General features: G+C 39.1%; 28 protein-coding genes and 1 other annotated feature. Of the genes, 16 read left to right on the forward strand and 12 right to left on the reverse strand.

Features of this window, described 5'->3' with window-relative positions; all coding sequences use genetic code 11:
• Positions 1 to 57: 57 nt before the first annotated feature.
• Complete coding sequence (locus tag ACHUE4_RS13050; RefSeq protein WP_394190732.1) at positions 58 to 207, reverse strand: hypothetical protein; 150 nt, start codon at positions 205 to 207, stop codon at positions 58 to 60.
• 200 nt (positions 208 to 407) lie between these two features.
• On the opposite strand from ACHUE4_RS13050, the gene ACHUE4_RS13055 reads away from it, so the two are divergent.
• The 4 genes from ACHUE4_RS13055 (at position 408) to ACHUE4_RS13070 (ending at position 3,066) form a co-directional block, all read left to right on the forward strand.
• Positions 408 to 1,955 carry a collagenase gene (locus ACHUE4_RS13055; protein ID WP_394190734.1) on the forward strand — a complete coding sequence of 516 codons (1,548 nt, stop codon included), beginning with the start codon at positions 408 to 410 and terminating at the stop codon, positions 1,953 to 1,955.
• Between the two features lie 24 nt (positions 1,956 to 1,979).
• Positions 1,980 to 2,138 carry an RNA-binding protein gene (locus ACHUE4_RS13060; protein WP_394190736.1) on the forward strand — a complete coding sequence of 53 codons (159 nt, stop codon included), beginning with the start codon at positions 1,980 to 1,982 and terminating at the stop codon, positions 2,136 to 2,138.
• A gap of 96 nt (positions 2,139 to 2,234) precedes the next feature.
• The gene (locus ACHUE4_RS13065; protein WP_394190738.1) at positions 2,235 to 2,801 is read left to right on the forward strand and encodes a hypothetical protein; all 567 of its coding nucleotides are present in this window, start codon (positions 2,235 to 2,237) and stop codon (positions 2,799 to 2,801) included.
• 40 nt (positions 2,802 to 2,841) lie between these two features.
• Positions 2,842 to 3,066 (forward strand): hypothetical protein, encoded by a 225-nt coding sequence (locus ACHUE4_RS13070; protein WP_394190740.1) that lies wholly within the window; start codon positions 2,842 to 2,844, stop codon positions 3,064 to 3,066.
• 62 nt (positions 3,067 to 3,128) lie between these two features.
• Here the strand turns inward: ACHUE4_RS13070 and ACHUE4_RS13075 are convergent, their stop codons facing one another.
• The 10 genes from ACHUE4_RS13075 to trpE all read right to left on the reverse strand — a co-directional run bounded on the left by ACHUE4_RS13075 (position 3,129) and on the right by trpE (position 11,090).
• Positions 3,129 to 3,296: a hypothetical protein gene (locus ACHUE4_RS13075; protein WP_394190742.1), complete on the reverse strand. Its 168-nt coding sequence runs from the start codon at positions 3,294 to 3,296 to the stop codon at positions 3,129 to 3,131.
• A gap of 19 nt (positions 3,297 to 3,315) precedes the next feature.
• On the reverse strand, positions 3,316 to 3,735 hold the full coding sequence (locus tag ACHUE4_RS13080) for a hypothetical protein (RefSeq protein WP_394190743.1): 420 nt from the start codon (positions 3,733 to 3,735) through the stop codon (positions 3,316 to 3,318).
• A 235-nt stretch (positions 3,736 to 3,970) separates the two neighbouring features.
• Positions 3,971 to 4,528: an MEDS domain-containing protein gene (locus ACHUE4_RS13085; protein ID WP_394190744.1), complete on the reverse strand. Its 558-nt coding sequence runs from the start codon at positions 4,526 to 4,528 to the stop codon at positions 3,971 to 3,973.
• A 191-nt stretch (positions 4,529 to 4,719) separates the two neighbouring features.
• Positions 4,720 to 5,502 carry a tryptophan synthase subunit alpha gene (trpA, locus tag ACHUE4_RS13090; protein ID WP_394190746.1) on the reverse strand — a complete coding sequence of 261 codons (783 nt, stop codon included), beginning with the start codon at positions 5,500 to 5,502 and terminating at the stop codon, positions 4,720 to 4,722.
• Positions 5,495 to 6,703 (reverse strand): tryptophan synthase subunit beta, encoded by a 1,209-nt coding sequence (gene trpB, locus ACHUE4_RS13095; protein WP_394190748.1) that lies wholly within the window; start codon positions 6,701 to 6,703, stop codon positions 5,495 to 5,497. Before trpB ends, trpA begins: the two co-directional genes overlap by 8 nt.
• 2 nt (positions 6,704 to 6,705) lie before the next feature.
• Complete coding sequence (locus tag ACHUE4_RS13100; protein WP_394190750.1) at positions 6,706 to 7,320, reverse strand: phosphoribosylanthranilate isomerase; 615 nt, start codon at positions 7,318 to 7,320, stop codon at positions 6,706 to 6,708.
• The gene (trpC, locus tag ACHUE4_RS13105; RefSeq protein ID WP_394190752.1) at positions 7,317 to 8,108 is read right to left on the reverse strand and encodes an indole-3-glycerol phosphate synthase TrpC; all 792 of its coding nucleotides are present in this window, start codon (positions 8,106 to 8,108) and stop codon (positions 7,317 to 7,319) included. The genes ACHUE4_RS13100 and trpC overlap by 4 nt, the downstream gene beginning before the upstream one ends.
• Positions 8,105 to 9,136, reverse strand: a complete 1,032-nt coding sequence (gene trpD / locus ACHUE4_RS13110; RefSeq protein ID WP_394190754.1) for an anthranilate phosphoribosyltransferase — start codon at positions 9,134 to 9,136, stop codon at positions 8,105 to 8,107. The genes trpC and trpD overlap by 4 nt, the downstream gene beginning before the upstream one ends.
• A 17-nt stretch (positions 9,137 to 9,153) precedes the next feature.
• Positions 9,154 to 9,726 (reverse strand): anthranilate synthase component II, encoded by a 573-nt coding sequence (locus tag ACHUE4_RS13115; RefSeq protein WP_394190756.1) that lies wholly within the window; start codon positions 9,724 to 9,726, stop codon positions 9,154 to 9,156.
• On the reverse strand, positions 9,723 to 11,090 hold the full coding sequence (gene trpE, locus ACHUE4_RS13120; protein WP_394190758.1) for an anthranilate synthase component I: 1,368 nt from the start codon (positions 11,088 to 11,090) through the stop codon (positions 9,723 to 9,725). Before trpE ends, ACHUE4_RS13115 begins: the two co-directional genes overlap by 4 nt.
• A gap of 72 nt (positions 11,091 to 11,162) precedes the next feature.
• Positions 11,163 to 11,374: a binding site (T-box leader), on the reverse strand.
• Positions 11,375 to 11,918: 544 nt separating this feature from the next.
• Between trpE and ACHUE4_RS13125 the strand changes: the two genes are divergently transcribed.
• The 11 genes from ACHUE4_RS13125 (at position 11,919) to ACHUE4_RS13175 (ending at position 22,987) form a co-directional block, all read left to right on the forward strand.
• On the forward strand, positions 11,919 to 12,743 hold the full coding sequence (locus ACHUE4_RS13125) for a M55 family metallopeptidase (protein WP_394190760.1): 825 nt from the start codon (positions 11,919 to 11,921) through the stop codon (positions 12,741 to 12,743).
• Between the two features lie 12 nt (positions 12,744 to 12,755).
• Positions 12,756 to 13,691: an ABC transporter permease gene (locus tag ACHUE4_RS13130; RefSeq protein ID WP_394190762.1), complete on the forward strand. Its 936-nt coding sequence runs from the start codon at positions 12,756 to 12,758 to the stop codon at positions 13,689 to 13,691.
• Positions 13,691 to 14,644 carry an ABC transporter permease gene (locus ACHUE4_RS13135; protein ID WP_394190764.1) on the forward strand — a complete coding sequence of 318 codons (954 nt, stop codon included), beginning with the start codon at positions 13,691 to 13,693 and terminating at the stop codon, positions 14,642 to 14,644. Before ACHUE4_RS13130 ends, ACHUE4_RS13135 begins: the two co-directional genes overlap by 1 nt.
• Before the next feature lie 122 nt (positions 14,645 to 14,766).
• The gene (locus tag ACHUE4_RS13140) at positions 14,767 to 15,777 is read left to right on the forward strand and encodes an ABC transporter ATP-binding protein (RefSeq protein ID WP_394190889.1); all 1,011 of its coding nucleotides are present in this window, start codon (positions 14,767 to 14,769) and stop codon (positions 15,775 to 15,777) included.
• 123 nt (positions 15,778 to 15,900) lie between these two features.
• Positions 15,901 to 17,538: a peptide ABC transporter substrate-binding protein gene (locus tag ACHUE4_RS13145; protein ID WP_394190766.1), complete on the forward strand. Its 1,638-nt coding sequence runs from the start codon at positions 15,901 to 15,903 to the stop codon at positions 17,536 to 17,538.
• Between the two features lie 231 nt (positions 17,539 to 17,769).
• Positions 17,770 to 18,693, forward strand: coding sequence for a S66 peptidase family protein (locus ACHUE4_RS13150; RefSeq protein ID WP_394190767.1), 924 nt, complete (start codon positions 17,770 to 17,772; stop codon positions 18,691 to 18,693).
• Positions 18,694 to 18,709: 16 nt separating this feature from the next.
• A complete protein-coding gene (locus tag ACHUE4_RS13155) occupies positions 18,710 to 19,810 on the forward strand; it encodes a dipeptide epimerase (RefSeq protein ID WP_394190769.1) in 1,101 nt (366 codons plus the stop codon).
• A 14-nt stretch (positions 19,811 to 19,824) separates the two neighbouring features.
• Positions 19,825 to 20,766 (forward strand): C40 family peptidase, encoded by a 942-nt coding sequence (locus tag ACHUE4_RS13160; RefSeq protein ID WP_394190771.1) that lies wholly within the window; start codon positions 19,825 to 19,827, stop codon positions 20,764 to 20,766.
• Positions 20,763 to 21,725: an ABC transporter ATP-binding protein gene (locus tag ACHUE4_RS13165; RefSeq protein WP_394190773.1), complete on the forward strand. Its 963-nt coding sequence runs from the start codon at positions 20,763 to 20,765 to the stop codon at positions 21,723 to 21,725. The genes ACHUE4_RS13160 and ACHUE4_RS13165 overlap by 4 nt, the downstream gene beginning before the upstream one ends.
• Positions 21,726 to 21,806: 81 nt before the next feature.
• The gene (locus ACHUE4_RS13170; protein WP_394190775.1) at positions 21,807 to 22,283 is read left to right on the forward strand and encodes an acyl-CoA thioesterase; all 477 of its coding nucleotides are present in this window, start codon (positions 21,807 to 21,809) and stop codon (positions 22,281 to 22,283) included.
• A 317-nt stretch (positions 22,284 to 22,600) separates the two neighbouring features.
• Positions 22,601 to 22,987, forward strand: coding sequence for a hypothetical protein (locus tag ACHUE4_RS13175; RefSeq protein WP_394190777.1), 387 nt, complete (start codon positions 22,601 to 22,603; stop codon positions 22,985 to 22,987).
• 40 nt (positions 22,988 to 23,027) lie between these two features.
• Here the strand turns inward: ACHUE4_RS13175 and ACHUE4_RS13180 are convergent, their stop codons facing one another.
• Entirely contained in the window at positions 23,028 to 23,549 is a 522-nt protein-coding gene (locus ACHUE4_RS13180; RefSeq protein ID WP_394190779.1) for a GNAT family N-acetyltransferase, read from the reverse strand.
• Between the two features lie 113 nt (positions 23,550 to 23,662).
• Between ACHUE4_RS13180 and ACHUE4_RS13185 the strand changes: the two genes are divergently transcribed.
• Entirely contained in the window at positions 23,663 to 24,400 is a 738-nt protein-coding gene (locus ACHUE4_RS13185; protein ID WP_394190781.1) for a sulfite exporter TauE/SafE family protein, read from the forward strand.
• Positions 24,401 to 24,451: the final 51 nt, after the last annotated feature.

Genomic DNA, 24,451 nt, shown 5'->3' on the forward strand with positions numbered 1-24,451 from the left:
TTCACTTCTACAAAAAAATAGTAGCACAAACCGTGGCCTTGGTTTGTACTACTAATGTTAGTATGTTTCCGCGGGCACAACTTCAGCCGCTTCCTTCGCGATGCTCAGTCCAGGGTCTTCAGTTCGTGCTGATTCCGCTGGAGTCGCCGCCTTCATTCCAATCAATATAAATCTCTTAAGACGCTCGACGAAAAGCGAAAAAATCAACCTCCATAATTGTAAAACAATAAGAAATCGAATATTTACAATACTAAACTTAATATTTTGGTTAACATTCTGAGAGTTGCAGCTGCAGCTCTTTTATTTTTTGCAAGAAATTGACACCGACATACAGGGTTATTGGTATAATTTGTAGAATATAACAATAATGTGCCCTAATGGGAGCGGTTTTAGGCTGGGAGGATTACATGAATTTTTTATTTAAATGGTTTTTGTATAGTGCCATCTTTGTATTATTTTTAATAGTTGGGTACGTGTTGATTTTTAGTTTGGATGTTGTTGTTAGTGTTGTAGTTTGGTTATTGTTTATCATCTTATGCTTTTTAATTTTTTGCACAGGGATTTTTGGGCTAGTGATGGGGCATTTAAACTTTATTAAACTTAGGAATCGATTTGAAGTGACTGTATTAATGCTATTATCCATTTTGCTTGGAATTGGTCTATCGGGAGTTTTATTCATTAATGCTGTGCTTGATTATGAAATGAAAGATAAAAATTATACACTCGAGGAAAAGACGAGGTATCTTGCGAGTATGGTTGCACAAGTACCATCTCAAAAAAACATGTTACATGAAAATAAGAATGGAGTTACTTATTATTACGCAAAGGAACAAGAACAATTTATCGGCATAATTGATACTTATATTCAAAAAGAAAAAGAGAGTTTTGATATTATTTTTGGCGATGGGCAATTAGAGCCGATCATGATTGAAATCCATAACGATTCGAAAGTTTTTGAAGCTAATTTTTTATTACCGGAACATGCTGAAGGCCATTACAATTTTATTAATAAATCCATTCATGTAATTGCAAATGAGGATTATCTAGAAAGTTTGGTTCTTCATGAATATACACATTATCGAATTCACCAGTTTTCAAAGAAATATAATTTACAGAGTGATCGGCTTCCCATATGGTTTCAAGAAGGAACAGGAGAATATTTTGGTAATAAAAAAAGTTTTGATATAAATTTAGATTCGTTAGAAACGGTAGATTTCCATTTGCTTGATTCGAATACGTCTTATCACGAAACAATGGTAGGTCAATTTAATCCATATGAACAAAGTTTTCTAGCTGTAAATTCTCTCGTTAATAACCATGGAGTCGAAATTATTCCTGAGTTAATGATGTCTGAAACGATAGATGAGTTTTATCTTAATCTAGAAAATATCACTGGGAAGAGTTTAGATGAATATCAGGAAACACTCGTTAGTGATTTTTTAGATGAACAAGAAGAAATAAGAAAACAGTTTGCATTAGCGTATGATGCGATTGAAGATATGAATTACGGTGAAGCTGAAATTATTTTAACTGCCATTAAAGAAATTGGTAATAAAAATGATATTGATGATGCTGAGTATTTAATGGTCCAAATATACTTAGAACAAGGTTTGTATGAGGATGTAATTGATTTGGTTGAAGTAAAAATCATGAAGGGGAATTATGGTAGTAAAACCAATGACCTTTTAACACTAACGGAAAGTTACCTTGTCCTTGGAAATATTGTAAAAGCCTTTGAGACCATTAAAGAAGTCGAGATAGATTTAAATGAGAGAAAAACTATTCATCGCTATAAAGGGGAAATAGACTCAGCATTAGCTGCTTATGCACAAATAAATTCTAACAATCCAATGCCAGGGTATAAAAAGCTGATTGAAGAAGAGTTAATTACCAATGAATATATTGAAAAAGACTTACTCAAACAATTAAATGCTAAATACCCGAATGAATTTTAGCCTATTTAAGACGGAGGTTATTATATGGAAATGCTTATAATGTTTTTCATTGGTGCATTTGTATTATTTATCATTATTGAAAATGCAGTGAGGTTGGGGATCAATAACTCAGTTATTGGTAAACGATATAGTGAGTTGAAAAGAGAAGAACCTATAATTTCTCCAGACACCAATCAAGATTGAAAGATTACCTCGCACAAAATTTTCCAAGTATCGAAACCAATGACATATTGTAAACGTATGTACTAGTAGGACTCGATCTTATATGGGGGAATTATGTTGAATAACAGAGGGGAACCACGCCATATCTTTATGGTGTTCGCGATATGTTTGGTTGTATTTTCACCACTTTTAATTCTTTTTGCACCATTGGTGGTGGGGGAAACAGTGTACTTTGATCGTTCGAATTGGGTCATTTACTTACCGGGAATTAATTTTATTTTAGTAGGTTTATCACTACTTTCGCTTCTTTTAGGATTGTTAATACTTTGGCTGAAACACATTAAACCAATCACAATTGCGATCGCTCTTTTATTGACAGTCGCATCAGGTGTACTATTTTATGGTGCGTCCCTATCTTTTACATCTCTAACGGACGATACCATTACACATCGTTTGCCGTTCGATAAAGAAAAGCAAACGTATTCATGGGCAGATGTAAAAAGCGTTCAATACTTTGATAATGAAGACAATTTTGACCTTAAGCCCTACTACGTCATCTATTTTCAAGATAATAAGCAGTTGAAACTGGTTCAAGGTGGAATTTTAGATGTCAAAACTAAAATTAGGATTGATCAGAAACTACGAAGTCTTAAAACTCCGGTAGAAGTCATTCAGCAAAAGTAGTTCATCACAACTTAGACAAACATAAAGAGGGGCAGATTAGATGTCGAATTTAGAAATCCTGAATACAGGAAATTGGCTTGGTGTGCTTACACCAATTCTCATGATAGCTTGTTTTTATTTTACTCTTACTTTTTTTGAGTCATTACGTAAAGGTGATGAGCGGGTAACCAAGCAAACTAAATTAGTGGCCACTATATGTATTGCGTTAGCGTTATTAATACCAGCAATTTATAATCTTTATATGTATATTTTGATGCATCGATAAAATGAAAATGAATTGAAAAAAGCGCACGCACATTAGAAGAATCTAATGTGCGTGCGTTTCTTTTATAAACCTTCAGTATTAATGCGATTTTCAGTCGCAATTGTTTCGGTATTTTCATTTTTTTCAGATGAAATGTCATTCGAAGATAATTTTAACTTTGAATGTTCGTTCTTTTTTTTACGATTTTCTTTTTCTTCTTCATGTTTCTCGTCTCTTTTAAATAAATTCATCGGTTTTCACCTCATAGATTTATTGTTGACCGAATGTGTCTCTTGCTGCATTTTCTTGTTTCGCAGGAGAATCGTTATTGTCTGAAGGCAATGACTCTGCCGTTTCAGGCAATTTTTTCTTTTGTGATTTCGGGAAAGCAGCTTTTGCTTCCTTCTTCTTCTCAGCACCTTGAACGCCTTCATTATAATATTGAACACTTGTCATGGCGCCTTCTTCTACCATACGGTTATCATCCGGATCCGTAGGGTCTGAATGACCTGTCTTTGTCATTTGTGAAGGTTTCACGTTTTGATTCGACATATATGCGTTTGCTTTGGTTTTTAAGTTATTGAATGCTACCATCGCTTTGTCACGGTTTTCTGGTTTTTGTAAGTAAGCATAAGCACCTGCTGCTAGTGCTGCAAAAAGTAATGAACCACTATTTCCTTTTTTTCTCATAAAAAATCCCTCCAACAATCAAATTTAAGTCATATTCTAGGTATACCCTAATTTTGAATTCACACACCTAAAATTTGGAGACAAACAAATTACATTTTGATGGCAATTATTTCTAAAATCTTTATTCTCCATAAAAATTCATCATATGAAAAGGTAATAACTTATAGAACAAAAAAAGCTAGGAAGAATAGAATCTTCCTAGCGAATTTATATAATATCTTAAGTTATAAAATTATCATTTATCATATAGTGCAGATTCTAATAGTGTTTCATCTGTCATGACAAAATTATGAACTTGTTCAAGTACAGTATTTAAGACAGGTGATAAATGGTCATTTGAATAGGCACAAACTGAAAGTAGTTTTGCATTCATTACTACGTCGTCAGCAGTGGATTCAAATTCTTTTAATAAATCTGCATCCGGTTTGGAAGATGCCCATTCCACGTGAGCCCATGTGCGAATCGAAGAATCAGGATTATTAAAAGTAGATAGGTCTTTTTGAAAATGGTGAAGAATGGTTTGTGTTTGAAAATCGCCTTTAGCTAGGTAATATTCAAAGTTATTTACTAAGCGAATAGACGACTTTTTTTCCTCACTAATCACTTTTTCAATCAATGCTTGAACTTTAGGGAGATTTCGCATGCTTTCAATAATCAAAACTTGTTGATTATTATCTAAACCCGTTTTAATAAAATGAGATAGATTATTTAAATAAGCCTCATGGCATTGGAATCGATAAAAAACATGACCTGCTTTCATTTCTTCTAAATCAATCGTATTAAGTACGTCCATATTTCACCTCTATGAAATTTTAGGACTCAGTCTTGATTCTATTGATGACTTAGAATAGTCTAAGTGGCCCCAAATGATTTTTGGATTTAATTTCTATATGTAAGAGTAACATGTCATTTAAAGGTAGTACAGTACATCGGTTTAACCATAATCTGACTATTCTTACGTTTAGAAGCAATCCTTATTCATTTTCATCGGTGTTTTTTTGAAGCTCCAATTAATTCACGGATTAACTTGTGATTACCTGAATGCAGAGCCTCGACGATTCTACTACCGACAATTACCCCATCAGCAAGTTGACTCAATTCTTGAACTTGGGAGGGTGTTGAAATTCCGAAACCAGCCATTACAGGAACCATACTATATTTTTTTAATAAAGCTAAATGTTCCTTTAGATTATCTGCGAATTCATTTTGAAAACCAGTTATACCTGTGACAGTGACTGCATATAGGAATCCTTCAGATGCTTTAGCAATTTGTTGAATACGGTCAATTGGACTCGTTAAACTAACAAGTTGTATCAATGCAACATTATGTTTCGTTAAGTCTGTTTTTAGAATTTGGCACTCTTCTAATGGGAGGTCAGGTACAATAACCCCGCTAACTCCAACTGTTTGACAATCCGCAGCAAACTCTGGGATTCCATATTGAAAGATTGGATTTAAATACGTCATTAATACAATAGGAATCTGTATTTCATTACGCAACCGACCTACTTCATGTAAAACGTCTTTTAAACTAACGCCATGTGCAAGAGCACGTTTTCCCGCTTCTTGAATCGTGGGTCCATCTGCGACTGGATCTGAAAAAGGGATGCCTAACTCAACGGCAGTAGCTCCCGCTTCTTGTAATAAAATAAGTTGCTCACCTAAACGATCCAGTCCTCCGTCACCAGCCATAATATAAGGAATAAAAGCTCGGTCACCTTTAGTTACACAATCTTCAATCGTTGTTTGCAAGAATTGCTTACTCATGGTTTCCACCCCCAAGTGCGTCGCGAACTGTTACGACGTCTTTGTCACCTCTTCCTGATAAGCAAACGACGATGATTTGATCTGCTTCCATTTGAGTAGCGAGCTGACTAGCATAGTGAATGGCATGTGCGGTTTCCAATGCTGGAATAATTCCTTCTGTGCGAGCCAGTAATTGCACTCCTTCTAACGCTTCTTTGTCTGTTACTGACGTATAAGAAACGCGTCCGATTTCTTGTAAAAAACTATGTTCGGGTCCAATTCCAGGGTAATCTAGACCTGCAGAAATGGAATGCGCTTCTTGAATTTGACCTGCCTCATCCTGCAAGAGATGCATCAGTGCTCCATGCAATACACCAACGGAACCTTTCGTTAATGTTGCCGCATGCTTTGCAGTATCGAGTCCTTTACCAGCCGCCTCTACACCAAATAACTTCACATCCGTATCCTCAATGAAAGGATAAAACATGCCCATTGCATTACTTCCGCCGCCAATACATGCGACAATTGCGTCCGGTAAACGACCTTCTTTTTCCGCGATTTGTTTACGAGTCTCATCCCCAATCACACGTTGAAAGTCACGAACCATTTTAGGGAAGGGGTGAGGACCTAATACAGAACCCATAATGTAGTGGGTATCGCCAACATTTGTGACCCAGTATCGTAAGGCTTCATTCACAGCATCTTTCAATGTGCCGCTTCCTTGTTTCACGCTAATCACTTTGGCACCAAGTAACTCCATGCGAAACACGTTAAGCTGTTGACGACGAACATCTTCTTCACCCATGAAAACGACACATTCTAAATCGAGTAGAGCACAAACCGTTGCCGTTGCGACCCCATGTTGACCAGCACCTGTTTCTGCGACGATTTTTTTCTTACCCATTCGAACGGCGAGCAATGCCTGACCAATCGTGTTATTGATTTTGTGAGCACCTGTGTGGTTTAGATCTTCTCGTTTCAAGTAAATTTTAGCGCCACCCATTTTTTTCGTTAAACGCTCTGCATAGTAAAGAGGGTTTTCACGCCCTATATAATCTTTTAAATAATATCGCAGGTCTTTCTGAAACCTTTCATCAATTATCGCTTCATCATAAGCCTGTTCTAATTCAATAACTGCTTGCATTAAAGTTTCTGGAATAAACCGCCCACCATATTTGCCGAAATGTCCTTTTTCATCTGGTTGATTGTATGTTGTCAACATGCTCATCTCTCCTCATCTCTTACTTCGCGAATAAAGGCGTGAATTTTGCTTGCATCTTTCCGCTGATCTGTTTCAACTCCACTTGATACATCCACCATATAAGGACGTACCGTTTGTATCGCAACTCGAACATTTTCTGCATTCAGTCCGCCGGCTAAAATCACTTTTTCTTTAAGGGGAATTTCACTATTTAATAGTCCCCAATCGAAGGTTTTTCCTGAACCGCCTCGAAACTCGATGCTTGGGGTATCAAATAAATACAGGTCCACATCATATGTTAAAGCGTATTGAACATCTTCTTTTGAAGATATGGAAAAAGCTTTAATGACAGGAACACTAATAGAATTTACATATTCAATTGATTCATCTCCGTGAAGTTGTACATAATCTAGTGGCACTTCTTTTGCGTATTTCTCGATGTACTCAATGGTTTCATTCACAAACACACCAACCTTTAACACATCTTGTGGAACTACGGCAGTCATTCTCTGTGCATGAGAGAGAGTTACTTGACGTCTACTTTTGGCAAATACAAACCCGATTGCATCAGCGCCAGCATCTACAGCTGCTCGAACATGTTCAACTTCCTGAAGACCGCAAATTTTAACCAAAGTCATTGCGCTTCACCAAGCTTTACTTGAAATGAATTTAGGGTATGTTCGACGTCAGTTGATTTCATTAATGTTTCTCCAACTAAGATTGCACTTGCTCCCGCTTTTGCAACCCTTTTTGCATCTCCCGGAGTTTCAATGCCACTTTCACTAATAAGCACACGTTCTTCATGGAAAGGGAACTTAGCCGCAATCTTTTCGGTTTCACTTAAATCGACTTTAAAGGTTTTTAAATCTCGGTTATTAACCCCAATGAGTTTGGATGGGATAGCCAAGGCACGCTCTAATTCTTCTACATTATGAACCTCGACTAATACTTCTAGTTTTAAAGAAGAAGCATAGTCATGAAGCTTGCTTAACGTTTGTTGACTGAGTGCTGCAACGATGAGCAAAATAACGGAGGCACCCGCTTCATAAGCACGATCTATTTGGGACGAATCAATGATAAAATCCTTACATAACACTGGAATGGATACGGTTTGAGCAACATCTCTCAAATCCTCAATTGATCCTTTGAAAAAGACTTCATCTGTTAGGACAGAAATAGAAGCTGCTCCAGATTGTTCATATAATCGAGCTTGTCTGATAGGGTTTACGTTGGCATTGATAATCCCCTTAGAAGGAGATGCCCGCTTTATTTCTGAAATGACTTGTAACTGTGTCGCGTTTTTTAATGTGTTAAATAAAGAAGGTTTGGCAGAATGTATCCTTGAGTTTTTAAGCATTGGATTGGAAGCTAATAGTTCTTTCACTTCTTGTCGCTTTATTTCAAGAATTTGCTCTAAAATCGTCATCGTCTCACCTCGGATAATTGTCGTTTTTTGCTGTAGGCGATTACTTGGTGAAGTGAGTTTTGTGCTCGACCAGAATTCACACTTTCTCGTGCTTTGTGAATTCCTTCTTGAATCGTGCTAGTGACCCCTGCTGCAAATAATCCAATTCCTGCATTTAGTAAAACCGTATCGAGGTAGGGGGACGGTTCACCTTGTAAAACGCTCGTTAAAATTCGGACGTTTTCACGTGCATCGCCACCTTGAATGGCTTCAAGAGGAGCGGGGGATAAGCCGACTTCTTCGGGATTTAAGGTGAAAGGGATTAAATCGCCTTGATCCATTAAAACAAGATGATTTTCACCTGCTAAAGAAGCTTCGTCCATTCCGTTAGGACCTGTTAGGACGACACTCCTTTTTCTGCCAAGTCGGTGCGATACCGCAGCTAAATCCATTAATCGGGTTTGATCATAAACGCCAATTAACTGTGAAGTCAGCTCAACTGGATTTGTTAAAGGACCTATTAGATTAAAAATACTGGGCTTACCAATTGACCTTCTTACTTCTTGGATTTGCTTCATATTTGGATGCATGAACGGTGCAAATAAAAAGGCGATATTTGTGTGTTCGAGCAACTCAGTGATTTCATCAGGTCGAAAATCGAGTGCGATGTCAAGCTCTTCTAACACGTCAGCGCTACCTGTTGTGCTCGAAATTCTTCGATTTCCATGCTTCGCCACCTTTAATCCTGCTCCAGCTAAAATGAAAGAGGCTGTGGTGCTAATATTGAAGGTGTTGGCACCATCTCCACCTGTACCACAATTATCAAATACATCTCCAAGTGGGAGTGGCACTTGAATAGCTTTTTCTTTTAACACACTGACTAAGCCTGTGATTTCTTCAATCGTTTCACCTTTAATAGATAAAGCTTGAATAAATTGGGCAATGTCATCTTTAGAAGCTTCTGCAGACAGTAACTGTTCTGCTACTCCTCTCATCTCAAGTTCATTAAGAGAAACCCCTTGCTGAACCTTCTCTAGATACGTTCTCATCTCAATCTCTCCTCTGCCTAGGCTATTTCATTTAAAAAAGCTTGTAGAATTTTCTGTCCATCTTTAGTGCCAATGGATTCTGGGTGGAACTGTACACCGTATAACGGGTAATCGACATGTTGAATGGCCATGATCGAGTTGTCGTCCATAGATTGAGCAGTTGTCTTTATGCATGTGGGCAAACAAGATTCGTCTAATAGCAACGAATGATAACGCATAACAGGGAGGGGCTGAGGTAAATAAGCGAACATTCCTCCATTTGAATGGCGAACAACCGAGATTTTCCCGTGCATGACTTGATTTGCTTGTTTTATTTTCCCGCCAAATGCTACACCTAGTAATTGATGTCCTAAGCACACACCAAGTATCGGAATGGTCTGATGGAATTGATGAATGATGGATAACGAATGATTCTTTTCAAGTGGTGAACCAGGACCAGGTGAAAGAACAATGGCTTTTACATGCATTGACTCAATTTCCTCAATAGATATCTCATCATACCGAGCCACATGCACCTCTTCACCGAGCATGGATAGGCTTTGGAACAAGTTATACGTAAACGAATCATAGTGGTCAATTAGTAAAATCATGACAACACCTCGAGCAATGACTTTGCTTTATGCAAAGTTTCTTCATATTCAGCCACTGGATTGGAGTCGTAAACAATGCCTGCCCCAGCTTGAACATAAGCGGTTTGATTTTTTACCACAAAAGTTCGAATAGCTAAAGCGATGTCTAGATTTCCGTTGAATCCAATGTAACCAACGGCTCCGCCATATACACCTCGTTTAACAGTTTCGAATTCCTGTATCAGCTGCATCGCACGTATTTTCGGTGCTCCAGATACGGTGCCCGCTGGGAGACAAGCGATTAAAGCATCGAGTGGATGGAGATTTGGTTTGAGTGTGCCACACACTTCAGACACAAGATGCATCACATGCTGATATTTTTCAACTGTCATATATTTCGTGAGATGAATGGACCCAATTTCACTAATGCGGCCTAAATCATTTCTCCCTAAATCGACCAGCATTCGATGTTCTGCTTGTTCTTTCGGATCGTTTTGTAACTCGGTTTGAAGTGCAGAGTCATCTTCTTTAGTAGCACCACGTTTTCGGGTACCAGCGATTGGATTCGTTGTCACTCGATTGCCTTTAATGTTCAATAAACTCTCGGGCGAAGACCCAAGTATGACATGGTCATCAAAATCCACGTAAAACATATAAGGTGAAGGGTTTTCCTTCCGTAATTTCCGATACAAGGTAAATGAATTTTCTGTAAAGGGTGCTTCGAGTCTTTGGGATAAGACAATTTGAAAAATATCACCTGCGCGAATATGTTCTTTTGCTTTTTTCACTTGGTCAACATAATGTTCTTTCGTAACGTTTGGTGTAAAAACAACAGCAGTTAAAGTGTCATCCGACGCGTTTTCTTTTATTTCTAATTGTCTCTGAATGTTTGTAAGTTCTGAGGGGTCTGTCCCTCTGTGTATAATCGTTACATCTTGCTTTAAATGGTCATAAACAATAATAGTTTCGTAGACAAGCAAATGGATGTCTGGCATGTCACGATCGTCCAGCAACTGATTTCCTATGGACTCGTACTGCGCAATTACGTCATATCCAATATAGCCAACGGCACCGCCAGTAAAAGGGAAGTCATCATCGTCATCTACTGTGAATGTCAGTAATGTTTTCAATACATCAAGAGGTTTTCCAAAATGCCTTTGGATTTCTTTTGTTCGTAAATCGGTTTCCAAAAGTTCCTTTTCAAACCCTCTATATTCTTTCATTGGATTGGAACCGATAAACGAATACCTGCCAGATTCCTCATGCTTTAATGAACTTTCCAATAAAAATTTTCGATCTCCCTTTAATCGATGAAAAATAGAGATTGGTGTTAATGTGTCGCCATTTATCCGGAGACGATTTGTTTCATTTACTACACTACTCATGCTCAACTCTCCTCTGCTCAGGCACCGCAGAACGCAAAAAAGTCCCCTGCAAGTGAACAATAAAGTTCATCTGCAGAGGACGGAATGACCGCGGTGCCACCTCATTTAAAAGCCTATCGGGCTTTCACTTTAGGATCTGTAACGTAGATCAGACGTTTTCCCATACTCAGATTCTGGGAAACTCTCCAAAGTCCATTCACGCAATTCGTTTCTATCAGCTTCCACCAACCGCTGACTCTCTAAAAGAACGACCTTACGCTACTTCTCTTTGTCGTTGATTTCTCGGCTCTTCTCTTCTGTACTCAGCTCATCTGTTCTAAATGGCGATGTCGCTCCCGACACCTTCTGCCTTAAATCCCGAACAAAAAAGTTGTTCTCATCTTATTATGTCTAGTAGGATCTGTCAATCATAAACACGTTTTTTGGAAACTCCTGGACTTTCGCGCGTAGAAATCCATTGAGAGTGAAAGGTTTGGCTTTGAAAAAGTAAGATACCCAGTTGAAAGAGCAAGATTGTCACTTGAGCGTGAAAGGTCATGAGTATTTAAGCAAGTTCTATTTCCGAGATTTCTTCAACAATTTAAAGAAATGTTTGATGGAACCTCAGAAAACGCTGGATGCATAAGGACAAACTACCCTCAAGAGCTCTCAAAATACATTCTAATTACGTCACTATCACAACTATATAATCATTTCGGTAATCGAAAAATAAATCGAATTAGATATTGTAATATTCAAATAATATTGTTAGAGTTTAATAATCATTTGCAGGGAATCATAGGATAATTAAACAATATCTCCAAAAAGCGAGGGGGAACACTACGATTTATGAAGTATTTCATTTCAATAGACATGGAAGGAATCACAGGATTAGCTGATTACACTTTTGTTGATTCATCTAAACACAATTATGAGAGAGCCCGCCGAATCATGACGGAAGAAGCGAATGTAATTATCGAAGGACTCCTTTTAAAAGGCGCAAAAGACATCCTTGTGAATGATAGTCATTCAAAGATGAATAATTTATTAGTAGAAGACTTACATACTGAAGCGACTTTGATTACAGGAGCGGTCAAGCCTTATTCCATGGTTCAATCGTTAGATCATACATATGAAGGTGCTATTTTTGCTGGTTATCATTCTCGCGCTGGGCAGCCCGGGGTAATGAGCCATTCTATGACGTTTGGTGTTCGAAATATGTACATAAATGATGTGGTCATTGGAGAACTCGGTTTCAATGCTTATGTTGCGGGGCATTTTGGAGTACCCGTTATATTAGTTGCTGGGGATGATGGTGCTTGCCGCGAAGCGGAAGCTCTTATTCCAAATATCACAACAGTCGCCGTAAAAGAGTCAATTACGCGACAAGCTGTAAAGACACTTCATCCAAAAAAATCTCAAGCTTTATTAAAAGAACATGTTCAAAAAGCAGTTGATAACCGCCATTTGGTGAAACCATTAACTCCGCCGGAAAATCCGACCTTAAGAATTGAGTTTAATAACTATGGCCAGGCAGAGTGGGCAGCGTTAATGCCTGGAACAGAAATTGAAAATGGAACGACGATTGTGAAGTTTGAAGCAATAGACATTTTGGAAGCGTATCGTGCGATGCTAGTGCAAGTTGAGCTAGCTATGCAAACGACGTTCTGTTAGGGGGGATCGCTAGTGCTCGCATATACAATTAAGCGATTTTTCATGATGATCGTGACAATCTTAATTATTTCGACTTTGACATTTATTTTAATGCATTCAATTCCAGGCTCACCTTTCAATGAAGAACGGACAACCAATGAAACAATTCAAGCGAATTTAGAGAAATTCTATAAGTTAGATGAGCCTTTACCAGTTCAGTACTTATATTACTTAAAATCAATTGTCACGTTTGATTTTGGACCATCTATTAAAAAGCCAAATGAAACGGTCAATGAATTACTAGCAAGAGGTTTCCCGATATCATTTGAACTTGGAATGACGACAATTTTAGTTGCGGTGATTTCTGGTATATTACTTGGAACCTTTGCAGCACTTAGACATAATGGTTTCATCGATTATTTCGCCATGACGTTTGCGGTTGTAGGGATATCTGTTCCAAACTTTGTACTTGCTACATTGCTGATCCAAAAGCTAGCGGTCGATTATAATATATTCCCTCCTGCGACCTGGTCGAGCCCTATGCATATGGTGCTGCCGGTACTCGCGTTGGCAACGGGACCAATGGCGATTATTGCCCGTTTGACTCGCTCGTCTATGTTAGAGGTGCTTACACAAGACTATATTCGAATGGCGAAAGCAAAAGGGCTATCACCATTTCGAATTGTGGCACGACATGCGCTTCGAAATGCACTAATGCCTGTTGTGACGATTATGGGAACGATGCTTGCAGGGATATTAACCGGGACATTCGTAATTGAAAAAATCTTTGCCATTCCTGGGATGGGTAAATATTTTGTTGAAAGCATAAATAACCGAGACTATCCAGTTATCATGGGCACGACCGTTTTTTACAGTACGTTCCTCGTATTCATGTTATTTGTCGTTGATATCGTTTACGGATTACTAGATCCTCGGATTAAGTTACATAAGAAAGCGGGGGATGCGTGATGACAAACAACCACGAATCAACAACCGTATCACCCAACCAAATACCAGACGAGTGGTTTCGTAAAAAAGACAAAGATTTAATCGAAGCAGAAGCTGTCGTACGACCATCGCTCTCTTATTGGAAAGATGCTTGGCGACGACTAAAACAAAATAAATTGGCCATGACAGGGTTAATATTCCTTGTGATATTAGCGTTACTTGCCATATTTGGTCCGGTTTTTTCGCCTCATGCGGTAGATGGAATGGACTTGCCTAATCAAAATCAGCCACCAAGTGCTGAGCATTTATTTGGAACGGATGAAATGGGACGAGATGTCTTTACTCGAACTTGGTATGGTGCACGCATTTCATTGTTTGTCGCACTAGCTGCAGCACTAATTGATTTCTTTATTGGCATCATATATGGCGGCATTAGTGGCTATAAAGGTGGCCGAGCTGATGGGATTATGATGAGAGTCATCGAAGTACTATATGGCTTGCCACATTTATTGGTTGTGATCTTATTGATGGTTGTAATGGGACCAAGTTTAACAACCATTATTATTGCGTTGACGATTACCGGATGGGTAGGAATGGCGCGGATTGTGCGCGGACAAGTGTTGCAAATTAAGAATTACGAATTTGTAACTGCGTCGAAATCATTCGGAGCTAAGACACCACGTATAATTCGAAAGAATTTATTGCCAAATACAATGGGTCCAATTATTGTCCAAATGACTTTGACTGTACCAAGTGCTATTTTCGCTGAGGCATTCTTGAGTTTCTTAGGCTTAGGTATTCAAGCTCCGTTTGCGAGTTGGGGAGTTATGGCGAATGATGCACTTCCTGTTATTTTGTCGGGTCATTGGTGGCGTCTATTCTTCCCAGCGTTCTTTATTTCATTTACGATGTTCGCATTTAATGTCTTAGGTGACGGTTTGCAAGATGCGCTCGATCCGAAGTTGAGGGGGTGACACACATGAATGAACATCAATTATATCTAGCGAAAGAAATGGAAAAAGAAAAGAGAGATGAGCTCAGTAGAATGAAGAAACAGAGTCAATCTGTTCCTAGTTATAAAACAAAGAAACAGAAAATGATTTCAGAAGAAGTCATTTTAGAAGTTGATAATTTACATGTTCAATTCAGTACTTTTGGTGGAAGTGTTCACGCAGTTCGAGGAGTGTCATTCAATCTTCGGAAAGGCGAAACACTCGCGATAGTTGGTGAATCAGGTTGTGGGAAATCGGTTACGTCAAATGCCATTATGGGACTCATTCCTCAGCCGCCAGGACGAATTTCTGAAGGTCGTGTCATGTTCAAAAATCAAGAACTGACCAAGATGACGAAGAAACAGATGCGAAAAGTGCAGGGGGTCGACATTTCTATGATCTTCCAAGATCCAATGACGGCGTTAAACCCAACGTTAACGATTGGAGAACAGTTAACGGAAGGTGTCCGAACACATACCAATGCGAGCAAATCAGAAGCAAAGGCAAAAGCGCTGGATATGCTTCGCTTAGTAGGAATTCCAAATCCACAAGAACGTCTCAAGCAATACCCCCATCAATTTTCAGGAGGAATGAGACAGCGTATTGTGATTGCGATGGCACTCATTTGTGAGCCGGAATTATTGATTGCGGATGAACCAACTACTGCTCTGGATGTAACAATTCAAGCACAAATCCTAGAATTGTTCGAAGAGATTCAACAAAAGACAGGTGTTTCGATTGTGTTGATTACGCATGATTTAGGTGTAGTCGCCAAAATTGCTGATCGGATTGCGGTTATGTACGCAGGAAAAATCATTGAGCTTGGCACGAAGCGAGAAATTTTCTACACACCTCAACATCCGTATACACAAGGATTACTTAAATCGGTTCCTCGTCTTGATTTACTTGAGGAAGAGCTTCAACCGATTGAAGGCACACCACCAGATTTATTCTCACCACCAACGGGCTGTCCATTTACAGCGAGGTGTCCGTTTGCGATGGAAGTGTGTGAGCATATTCATCCACCTACAACGGAGAAGTCTTCGTCACACCAAGTAGATTGTTGGTTACAAGATGAACGAGCACAAGCTTTTCGTGATGAATTAAAAGTATGAGTTTGTGGATTTCAGTACATGAATAGAACTTGCACCAACTATTGAGCAACAACTCAAAAACCGGTTGAACGCACTTATGTGCAAAATGATATAGTTCAAACAATTAACCAAGGGGGAACAAACATGAAGAAGTGGTTACTATTAGTGCTGACAGCGTTGCTAGTTACAGTATTGGCAGCTTGTACGGCGAATAATGATGCAGGTGAGAAACCATCAGGTGATAGCGACAAAGGGGAAGAAAAAACGGAAGAGAAAGTTCTTTACTTAAATAATGGAAATGAACCAACTACGTTTGATCCATCAGTTGGATTTGATGCGGTTTCATGGAATGCATTGAATAACTTGATGGAAGGCCTAACTCGTTTAGGTGAAGATCATTTACCAAAAGAAGCAACAGCTGAAACAATTGATGTTTCAGAAGATGGATTGACGTATACATTCAACATTCGTGAAGATGCAAAATGGTCAAATGGCGATGCTGTAACAGCAAATGATTTCTTATATGGATGGACACGTATGTTAGATCCGAATACAGCTTCACCAGCGGCATTTTTAGGCTACTTCATCGAAGGAGCGGAAGCGTTCAATACGGGTGAAGGTAGGATTGAAGATGTAGGAATGAAAGTTGTAGATGAAAAAACATTTGAAGTAAAATTAACAGCTCCAACTGATGCATTTTTAAACATTATTACAAACCCAAGCTTTTTCCCAGTTAATGAAAAAGTGGCAACTGAAAATCCAGAATGGTTCACGGAAGCGGACTCATTCGTGGGTAACGGACCATTCCAATTAGCTAAATGGGAACATGATGTGAAAATGGTATTCGAAAAGAATGCTGAGTACTGGGATGCAGAAACAGTTAAGTTAGATAAAGTCGAGTGGGCTATGGTAAATGACTCGAATACGGAATACCAAATGTACCAAGCTAACGAGCTTGATGTATCAGATGTTCCAGCAGAACTATCGGAGCAACTAATGGATAGCGAGGAAGTATCTGTTCAAGATCAAGCAGGAACGTACTTCTATCGTTTCAATACAACGATGGAGCCATTTACAAACGCTAAGATTAGAAAAGCATTTGCACTTGCTGTGAATCAAGAGCAAATCGTTGAATTCGTAACGAAAAATGGTGAAAAACCAGCACACGGTTTCGTATCTTACGGATTCCAAGGTCCGGACGGAAAAGACTTCCGTGATGCTGTTGGAAATTTAGTTGAGTTTAACGCAGAAGAAGCGAAGAAATTGTTAGAAGAGGGTATGGCTGAAGAAGGCTACGAAACATTACCAACTGTGACTCTAACATATGCTACTTCAGATACACATCAAAACATTGCAGTCGCTTTACAAGCACAATTTAAAGAAGCTTTAGGTGTAGATGTGGAGCTTGCGAATGTGGAATCAAGTGTGTTTGCTTCTGAACAAAAAGAATTGAAGTATCAATTATCACGTTCATCTTTCTTACATGATTATGCGGATCCAGTGAACGCAATTGAAAGCTTTATCACAGGTTCATCCATGAACCGTACAGGCTGGTCAAATGCTGAATTTGATAAGTTGATTGCTGATGCAAAAGCTGAAACAGATCCAGCTGTACGTTGGAAGCATTTGATGGATGCTGAGAAATTATTAATGGAAGAAGCTCCTATTTTCCCAATTCACTTCTATAACCAAGTGGCTTTACAAAAGCCAGGTTTGAGCGGGATTGTTCGTCACCCAGTGGGTTACTTAGAGTTGAAATGGGCAGATAAATCTGCTGAATAGTACAAGAGGTTGCGGCGTTGCACTAGCGCGCCGCACACTTCTGTTAATAAAAGAAGTTATACTAGGAGGTATATCTTGTTTTATTAATAGAAGACAGGACTCCAAAGCAGTTGGCGTGCTGGGCTTAGTGGTCGCTTCACTTAAATATCGAATGTAATTGAAACCGACTAACTTGAAAGAAAATCATCAGTAACGTTTAACAAAACCAAACAAAAAAGAGGGGTAATTCATATGCGCATTAGACCACCGAGATTACAAAAAGGGGACACAATCGGAATCATCTCTCCTTCGAGTCCACCTAATTTAGAAAGCTTGCAACGATCCTTGTCGTTTTTAGAAAGACTTGGCTTAAACGTCAAAATGGGCAAACATGTTGAAAGCAAACATGGCTATCTTGCGGGTACTGATGAGGACCGATTATCAGATTTACATGAAATGCTTGCAGACCCTGAAATCAAAGGCATCATTTGTGCTGGAGGCGGTTACGGAGCGGGAAGGTATGCAGATCGAATTGATGTGCAATTAATGGCTGAACAACCGAAAATATTGTGGGGATACAGCGATATCACCTATTTACACACGACAATTGGTCAGTATGCGAATGTCGTTACTTTCCATGGACCAATGCTCGCTTCAGATGTTGGATTGGACACATTCCAAGACTTGTCTGCAAAAATGTTCAATCAATTGTTTGAACCGATCGAACTTCATTATTCAGAAGCGATTTCACCACTTACTTCATTGGGTGGCGGTGTTGCTCAAGGAGAATTGGTAGGAGGGAATCTCTCGTTACTCGTTAGTGCACTCGGTACTAAGTTTGAAATTGATACACGAGGGAAGCTGTTATTAATAGAAGATGTGGATGAAGAGCCATATCAAATTGATAGCATGTTAAACCAATTGCGTTTAGCTGGAAAGTTAAATGAGGCAGCTGGAATCGTCGTTGGCGATTTTGCTCGTGCAGAACCGAAAAAACGTAAAGAAACCCTTTCACTAGAAGAGGTATTACAACATTACTTGGGAGATTTAAGTAAACCGGTTGTTACAGGATTCAAAATCGGACACTGTGAACCGCATTTTGCTATTCCTCTAGGTGTAGAAGCACGATTAGATGGAGATTCGAAAACACTTACAATTTTACCAGGCGTCGAATAAATGGAGGTGTCCGAACGTGAACATCCTTTCAATTGAAACAGTTCAAGTCGCTGTTCCGCTAACAAAACCTTTTAAAACGGCACTTCGCACTGTGACTGTCGCTGAATCAGTTTTTGTGAAAATAACGACAGACAGTGGCATGGTTGGTTGGGGAGAAGCCCCGCCTACACATGTCATTACTGGTGATTCACTAGGTAGTATAAAATTTGCTATCGAACAAGTAATTGGGCCACAGCTAATCGGTCTGGATTTACGACATTCGGAGCGGGTTTTTCAAAAATTACACAGCTGTATGATAGGCAATTCGAGTGCAAAAGCGGCTCTAGATATGGCTATTTACGATTTGCTTGGACAGCATGCAGGAATGCCTCTCGTGACCTTCCTTGGTGGGTATCGAGATACACTTGAAACAGACTTCACCGTTAGTGTGAATGATGCGGAAGAAATGGCGGAAGACGCTCTGCGCTATGTGAAAAGTGGTTTTAATGTACTGAAGGTTAAAGTTGGGATCGACGATATTGAAAAGGATATTGATCGGATTCGAGCGATTCGAGCAGAAATTGGTTTTGAAACAAAATTGCGTCTTGATGCCAACCAAGGTTGGGAAGCAAAGGAAGCTGTTCGTGCAATTGGGCAGATGGAAGATGCAGGTCTACAAATCGAGCTGATTGAACAACCGGTTAAGTCTCATGATATAGAAGGGTTAAAGCATGTAACCACCCATACATATACGCCAATTATGGCTGACGAAAGTGTTTTCTCGCCAAAAGACGCCTTACGAGTACTACAATTACGTGCAGCTGATTTAATCAACATTAAACTGATGAAAGCTGGGGGCATATATAAAGCATTGAAGATCAATGCTCTTGCTGAAAGTTATGGCATAGAATGTATGACGGGAAGCATGATTGAAACGAAACTTGGTATCACTGCTGCAGCTCACATTGCTGCGAGCCAGCCAAACATTACTCGTTACGATTTTGATGCTCCTCTTATGTTAGCGGAGGACATTGTTGAAGGCGGCGTAATTTATGAAGGACGTATTATACGATTTTCAATTGCGAATGGTTTAGGTATAGATAAAGTACGTATGGATGAACGATTCATGCGTAAATAGTAGGGGGATTTCACATGTTAGTTCAAACATCAACAACTTGGGTTTGTTCGGTCGCGGTTGCAACCGTATGGACAACACCAGAATCAGTAAGAGAAATCGATCAACCAGGAATAGACATTCCAGTTCGCATGAACAAATGGATTGAAGCTATGACCAATAAAGAATTACTAGACTTGTGCGACGAAAATCGTGTCCAAACTCAATTATTATTTGGTGAACCTGTGATTGTAGAAGAAATAGTCGGTGACTGGGCAAAAGTAATTTGCACATGGCAGACATCTAAAAAACATGAGAGTGGGTATCCAGGGTGGGTACCGGTTTCGCAATTAAAGGAGCTTCCGAGAATCTCGGATTTTGGTTACGCCAAGGTGCGTATTCCAAAAGTTCAATTATGGACATTAGATCGAAAACCAAAACTGGTTGTTCCATTTAATACGATTTTACCTGTAATCGACAGCAATTCTTCCTTTACGATGGTTCATACACCACTTGGTGATTTACTAGTATGGAGCGAGCATGTTGAAATTTCCCCAGGTATTGAATCCTTTATCGAACGCTCTGGAGCGGAAATCGTTTCCTGTGCAAGTACGTTTTTAGAGTTACCTTATTTTTGGGGAGGCATGTCACCGTACGGATTTGATTGTTCGGGGCTCACCTACAATATGTTCAAAGCTCATGGTTACTTTATTCCGCGAGATGCTGGTGATCAAGCTACAAACGGTATCGAAGTGGATATGAACGATAAATCGAACTGGGAACTAGGCGATTTACTCTTTTTTGCAACAGTAGGTAAGGATTTCGTTCGACATGTTGGGATTTATTATGGAAATGGTCAAATGATTCATTCGCCATCAACGGGTCTATCCGTAGAAATCATCGAATTAGAAGGCACAAAATACGTGGATGAATTAGTTGGAGTGAGACGATATGCTCGATTAGAGGAGGATGCGCAATGACTGATAAGGTTTTATTGGAAGTAAAAGACCTAAAAAGACATTTCGATCTAGGTAAAAACCAAATCCTCAAAGCGGTAGACGGGATAAGTTTTGAAATTTATCAAGGAGAAACGTTTGGACTTGTCGGAGAATCTGGGTGCGGGAAATCGACAGCAGGACGTACCATCATGGGATTATACAATCGTACTGACGGAGAAGTGTCGTATGGTGATCGTAATGTGCATGAAATGGGCGAAAAAGAGAGATATGAATTTCTGCGCAATATGCAAATGATTTTCCAAGATCCATATGCGTCACTAAATCCACGCTCGACCGTGTTTGAAATCATTGCAGAACCGATGGAAGTTCATGGTTTACATAAGAAAAAAGAAGCTATGCAAAGGCGAGTGTATCAATTGCTTGAAGACGTTGGACTAAACCGTGACCATGCCAACCGCTATCCACATGAGTTCTCAGGAGGTCAACGTCAACGAATTGGGATTGCACGTGCATTAGCGTTAGATCCGGATTTCATTATTGCAGATGAACCTATTTCGGCATTAGATGTGTCCGTTCAAGCGCAGGTAGTCAAACTTCTACAAAAACTCCAAAAAGACAAAGGATTGACTTATCTTTTCATCGCGCATGATTTGTCGATGGTTAAATACATTTCCGATCGAATTGGCGTCATGTACTTAGGGCATATGGTGGAGTTAACAACGAGTGACCAACTCTATGCAAACCCATTGCATCCGTATACGCAAGCATTGTTATCAGCGATCCCTATACCAGATCCGGATATTGAGGAATCTCGCGAGCGAATGTTGCTTGAAGGGGAATTGCCGAGTCCAATCAATCCACCATCAGGATGTGTGTTCAGAACACGTTGCCCTCATGCAATGGAAGTATGTGCTCAAGTCAAACCAGCTTGGCAAGAACAAGAGCCAGGCCACTTTGTCGCATGTCATTTGTATCAATAAAGCTGAGTGGAGGCATTGAAGCTTTTCTTTCCATAATTCGTTTTGTATGATGAATCTAAACCTTTTATAAGGAGAGAGATCATGACAAATACGATACCTATGAGCGACTCGAGAACAATACAAACTCACTTAGTTTTACCACCAGACACCAATCATCATGAAACGATTTTTGGTGGTAAGGTTTTATCTTACATAGATGAAATCGCCGCCATCACAGCGATGAAACATTGCAAAAGTGGAGTCGTCACAGCTTCGATCGACTCCGTCGATTTTCTTTCTTCTGCAAGAGTAGGCGATGTGTTAGAGCTTGAAGCAGTCGTCAGCTCAACAGGACGGACATCAATGGAAATTTACGTTCGGGTTCAATCGATGAACTTAATAACAGGTGAAACGAAGTTAACAACTGAGTCATTCCTAACATTTGTCGCAATAGACCAGGCAGGAAAACCAATTCCAGTGCCAGGAATTTCGCCTAAAACAGAATCGGAAACACGATTGTTTGAATCGGGACCAGCCAGACGAGAACATCGTAAGCAACGTATTAAAATGAAATACTAATTTTTGGCGAGCAGCTAGTTGTTGCTCGCTTTTTGATTGGAATTGGTGGGGCTTTGATGCAAAGTGGGATTGTATTTAGATCAGAAATCCCTGGATATGTTAACAAAAAAGGCTGCATTCGCAGCCCTAATTAGTTCTTTTACGCTTCGCTTCTGAAGGAATCGCTAGCAGTGGAGTGTCGTTGAGCAAAAAAACCAGAAGTTCCGACAAGAAAAGTATTCAACATACTTAATTACGACTTAAATTCTCTCTTTTATTACCAAACTTGAAACTTTTCTACATTAAAATCGTAATATTAAAAAAGGGGAGAAACTATCATGTTGTTATCTTTCGACAAGTACCAAAACGTACTGATTATAGGCGTATTGCTGTTATACATATTAAATACGGTCTTTATCCAATCGAATCTGTTTTCAATTATTCTTTTTGTGTTGTTTGTTTTGTTTCAGTTTTTGAGACTTCGAAAAAACATTCAAAAGTTATCTTTAATGCAAATTGGAATAATGATTATGATTTTCATTGGGACAATCACTCTTCTCGTCTTCGTGTTTATGTGGCTTAACCATTTAGATAGCACCGGAGTCATTTCATTTTCCGACACTTCCATGTTTATTATCCAAATTACATTAATCGTGCTATTTTTACTGCCTTTAACGACAGGAATTCACAAATTATATCTCCGATTCACTCAAAGTAGAGCATAAAAAAGGATGTCATCAAAAGATGGCATCCTTTTCGTTATCGTTATTTTCGATATTCAGAGGCTAACATGCCGTATAAATGCATATCATGTCGTCTGCCGTCGCGTTGCATCCACTCTCTGAACGTGCCTTCGTGCTTAAAGCCAAGTGATTCGTATAATTTAATGGCACCTGCATTGTAACTGAAAACACTTAATTGTACGCGATGTAAATTCACTTCATTAAACGCATAATTTAATAATAATTGCATCGTTTCTTTTCCGTAACCTTTGCTATGGTAGTCCGGTCCAAGGGCAATGGACACCCAACCGATACGGTGTGGCCAAATGATATCCTCGATCGCACATACTCCTAAAAAATCTTCGCTACCGACGGGACGAATCGCAAAGCGGAAAGTTTTATCAGAATGCTCTTCTATTAGTTTTTCTGCATTTTTTTCTGACTCTTCTCTGATAGGAAATGCATTATAATATCGACCAAAAGCTTCAACACCGTTCCATACTCGATAGGTCGATAAATCCCCTTTTTTAATTGATGTTAAGCGAATTTTTTTGCCTGTAAACATTAGGTATTCCCCTGTCATAAGTTTTTCTTATAAAGTTTTATTCATTCCATGTCATTTTCTTATTACGCCTCTCGAAGTACAATTTAAGTATAGAAGAGAAGGCGGTGAAGTTAATGGATTTAATTCTACTATATGTCATTGGAGTCGTGGCTACAACGATTGGTACACTTGCAGGTGGTGGCGGTTTTATTAATTTGCCAACAATGCTTTTGTTAGGCATGCCAATACACTCTGCGATTGGTGCCAATAAAGTCTCGAATACAGTGAGTTCCTTCAGTAGTTTTTTCACTTTATATAAAAGAAAACAAATTTCATTTAAAGATTCCTACTGGATTATTCCGTTCAGTTTAATTGGCGGACTTACAGGTGGGTGGATTGCCTCGCTTTTATCATCCAAATATTTATTCATTGTCGCTATCGTCTTATTAGTACTGGGCTTTCTAACATCTTTCATTGGAAAAGATAATTTCACGGGGAATAAAGAATTAACTCTGAATAAGGTTAGTGGACCTGGACTATACGGAATTGGGATTTATGATGGCTTGTTTGGCCCTGGTCAAGGAACTTTAATGTTGTATTTATTTAGTTATTTAAATGTCGCATATATTAAATCTGTTGGTCTCGTTAGACTTGCAACGTTCTCCAGTTGTTTTGGTGCAGCAATTAGTTACATTGCTTCAGGTGTCATCATTTGGCCATTGACTCTTGCTCTTATGGCGGGATCCATCACCGGTGCTCAAGTTGGTGTTCGAATTGCTGAAAAGCTAAACCCTCGTTTTGTGAAACCCATTCTTCGAGTCATTACAACTATTTTAATTGTTCAATTAATACTGGAAAATCTCGTTTTTTAAGGAGGGACTGATTTTAGGTCTCTCTTTTTTATTGGAAAAATAAATTCGTTC

Source organism: Paenisporosarcina quisquiliarum (assembly GCF_043641925.1).
GTDB classification, from domain to species: domain Bacteria; phylum Bacillota; class Bacilli; order Bacillales_A; family Planococcaceae; genus Paenisporosarcina; species Paenisporosarcina quisquiliarum_A.

Coding starts and splice junctions, on each gene's coding strand:
- ACHUE4_RS13055 (WP_394190734.1), top strand. CDS start 408: ATGAATTTTTTATTTAAATGGTTTTTGTATAGTGCCATCTTTGTATTA.
- ACHUE4_RS13060 (WP_394190736.1), top strand. CDS start 1,980: ATGGAAATGCTTATAATGTTTTTCATTGGTGCATTTGTATTATTTATC.
- ACHUE4_RS13070 (WP_394190740.1), top strand. CDS start 2,842: ATGTCGAATTTAGAAATCCTGAATACAGGAAATTGGCTTGGTGTGCTT.
- ACHUE4_RS13075 (WP_394190742.1), bottom strand. CDS start 3,296: ATGAATTTATTTAAAAGAGACGAGAAACATGAAGAAGAAAAAGAAAAT.
- ACHUE4_RS13080 (WP_394190743.1), bottom strand. CDS start 3,735: ATGAGAAAAAAAGGAAATAGTGGTTCATTACTTTTTGCAGCACTAGCA.
- ACHUE4_RS13085 (WP_394190744.1), bottom strand. CDS start 4,528: ATGGACGTACTTAATACGATTGATTTAGAAGAAATGAAAGCAGGTCAT.
- trpA (WP_394190746.1), bottom strand. CDS start 5,502: ATGAGTAAGCAATTCTTGCAAACAACGATTGAAGATTGTGTAACTAAA.
- trpB (WP_394190748.1), bottom strand. CDS start 6,703: ATGTTGACAACATACAATCAACCAGATGAAAAAGGACATTTCGGCAAA.
- ACHUE4_RS13100 (WP_394190750.1), bottom strand. CDS start 7,320: ATGACTTTGGTTAAAATTTGCGGTCTTCAGGAAGTTGAACATGTTCGA.
- trpC (WP_394190752.1), bottom strand. CDS start 8,108: ATGACGATTTTAGAGCAAATTCTTGAAATAAAGCGACAAGAAGTGAAA.
- trpD (WP_394190754.1), bottom strand. CDS start 9,136: ATGAGAACGTATCTAGAGAAGGTTCAGCAAGGGGTTTCTCTTAATGAA.
- ACHUE4_RS13115 (WP_394190756.1), bottom strand. CDS start 9,726: ATGATTTTACTAATTGACCACTATGATTCGTTTACGTATAACTTGTTC.
- trpE (WP_394190758.1), bottom strand. CDS start 11,090: ATGAGTAGTGTAGTAAATGAAACAAATCGTCTCCGGATAAATGGCGAC.
- ACHUE4_RS13125 (WP_394190760.1), top strand. CDS start 11,919: ATGAAGTATTTCATTTCAATAGACATGGAAGGAATCACAGGATTAGCT.
- ACHUE4_RS13135 (WP_394190764.1), top strand. CDS start 13,691: ATGACAAACAACCACGAATCAACAACCGTATCACCCAACCAAATACCA.
- ACHUE4_RS13140 (WP_394190889.1), top strand. CDS start 14,767: ATGATTTCAGAAGAAGTCATTTTAGAAGTTGATAATTTACATGTTCAA.
- ACHUE4_RS13145 (WP_394190766.1), top strand. CDS start 15,901: ATGAAGAAGTGGTTACTATTAGTGCTGACAGCGTTGCTAGTTACAGTA.
- ACHUE4_RS13150 (WP_394190767.1), top strand. CDS start 17,770: ATGCGCATTAGACCACCGAGATTACAAAAAGGGGACACAATCGGAATC.
- ACHUE4_RS13160 (WP_394190771.1), top strand. CDS start 19,825: ATGTTAGTTCAAACATCAACAACTTGGGTTTGTTCGGTCGCGGTTGCA.
- ACHUE4_RS13165 (WP_394190773.1), top strand. CDS start 20,763: ATGACTGATAAGGTTTTATTGGAAGTAAAAGACCTAAAAAGACATTTC.
- ACHUE4_RS13170 (WP_394190775.1), top strand. CDS start 21,807: ATGACAAATACGATACCTATGAGCGACTCGAGAACAATACAAACTCAC.
- ACHUE4_RS13175 (WP_394190777.1), top strand. CDS start 22,601: ATGTTGTTATCTTTCGACAAGTACCAAAACGTACTGATTATAGGCGTA.
- ACHUE4_RS13180 (WP_394190779.1), bottom strand. CDS start 23,549: ATGTTTACAGGCAAAAAAATTCGCTTAACATCAATTAAAAAAGGGGAT.
- ACHUE4_RS13185 (WP_394190781.1), top strand. CDS start 23,663: ATGGATTTAATTCTACTATATGTCATTGGAGTCGTGGCTACAACGATT.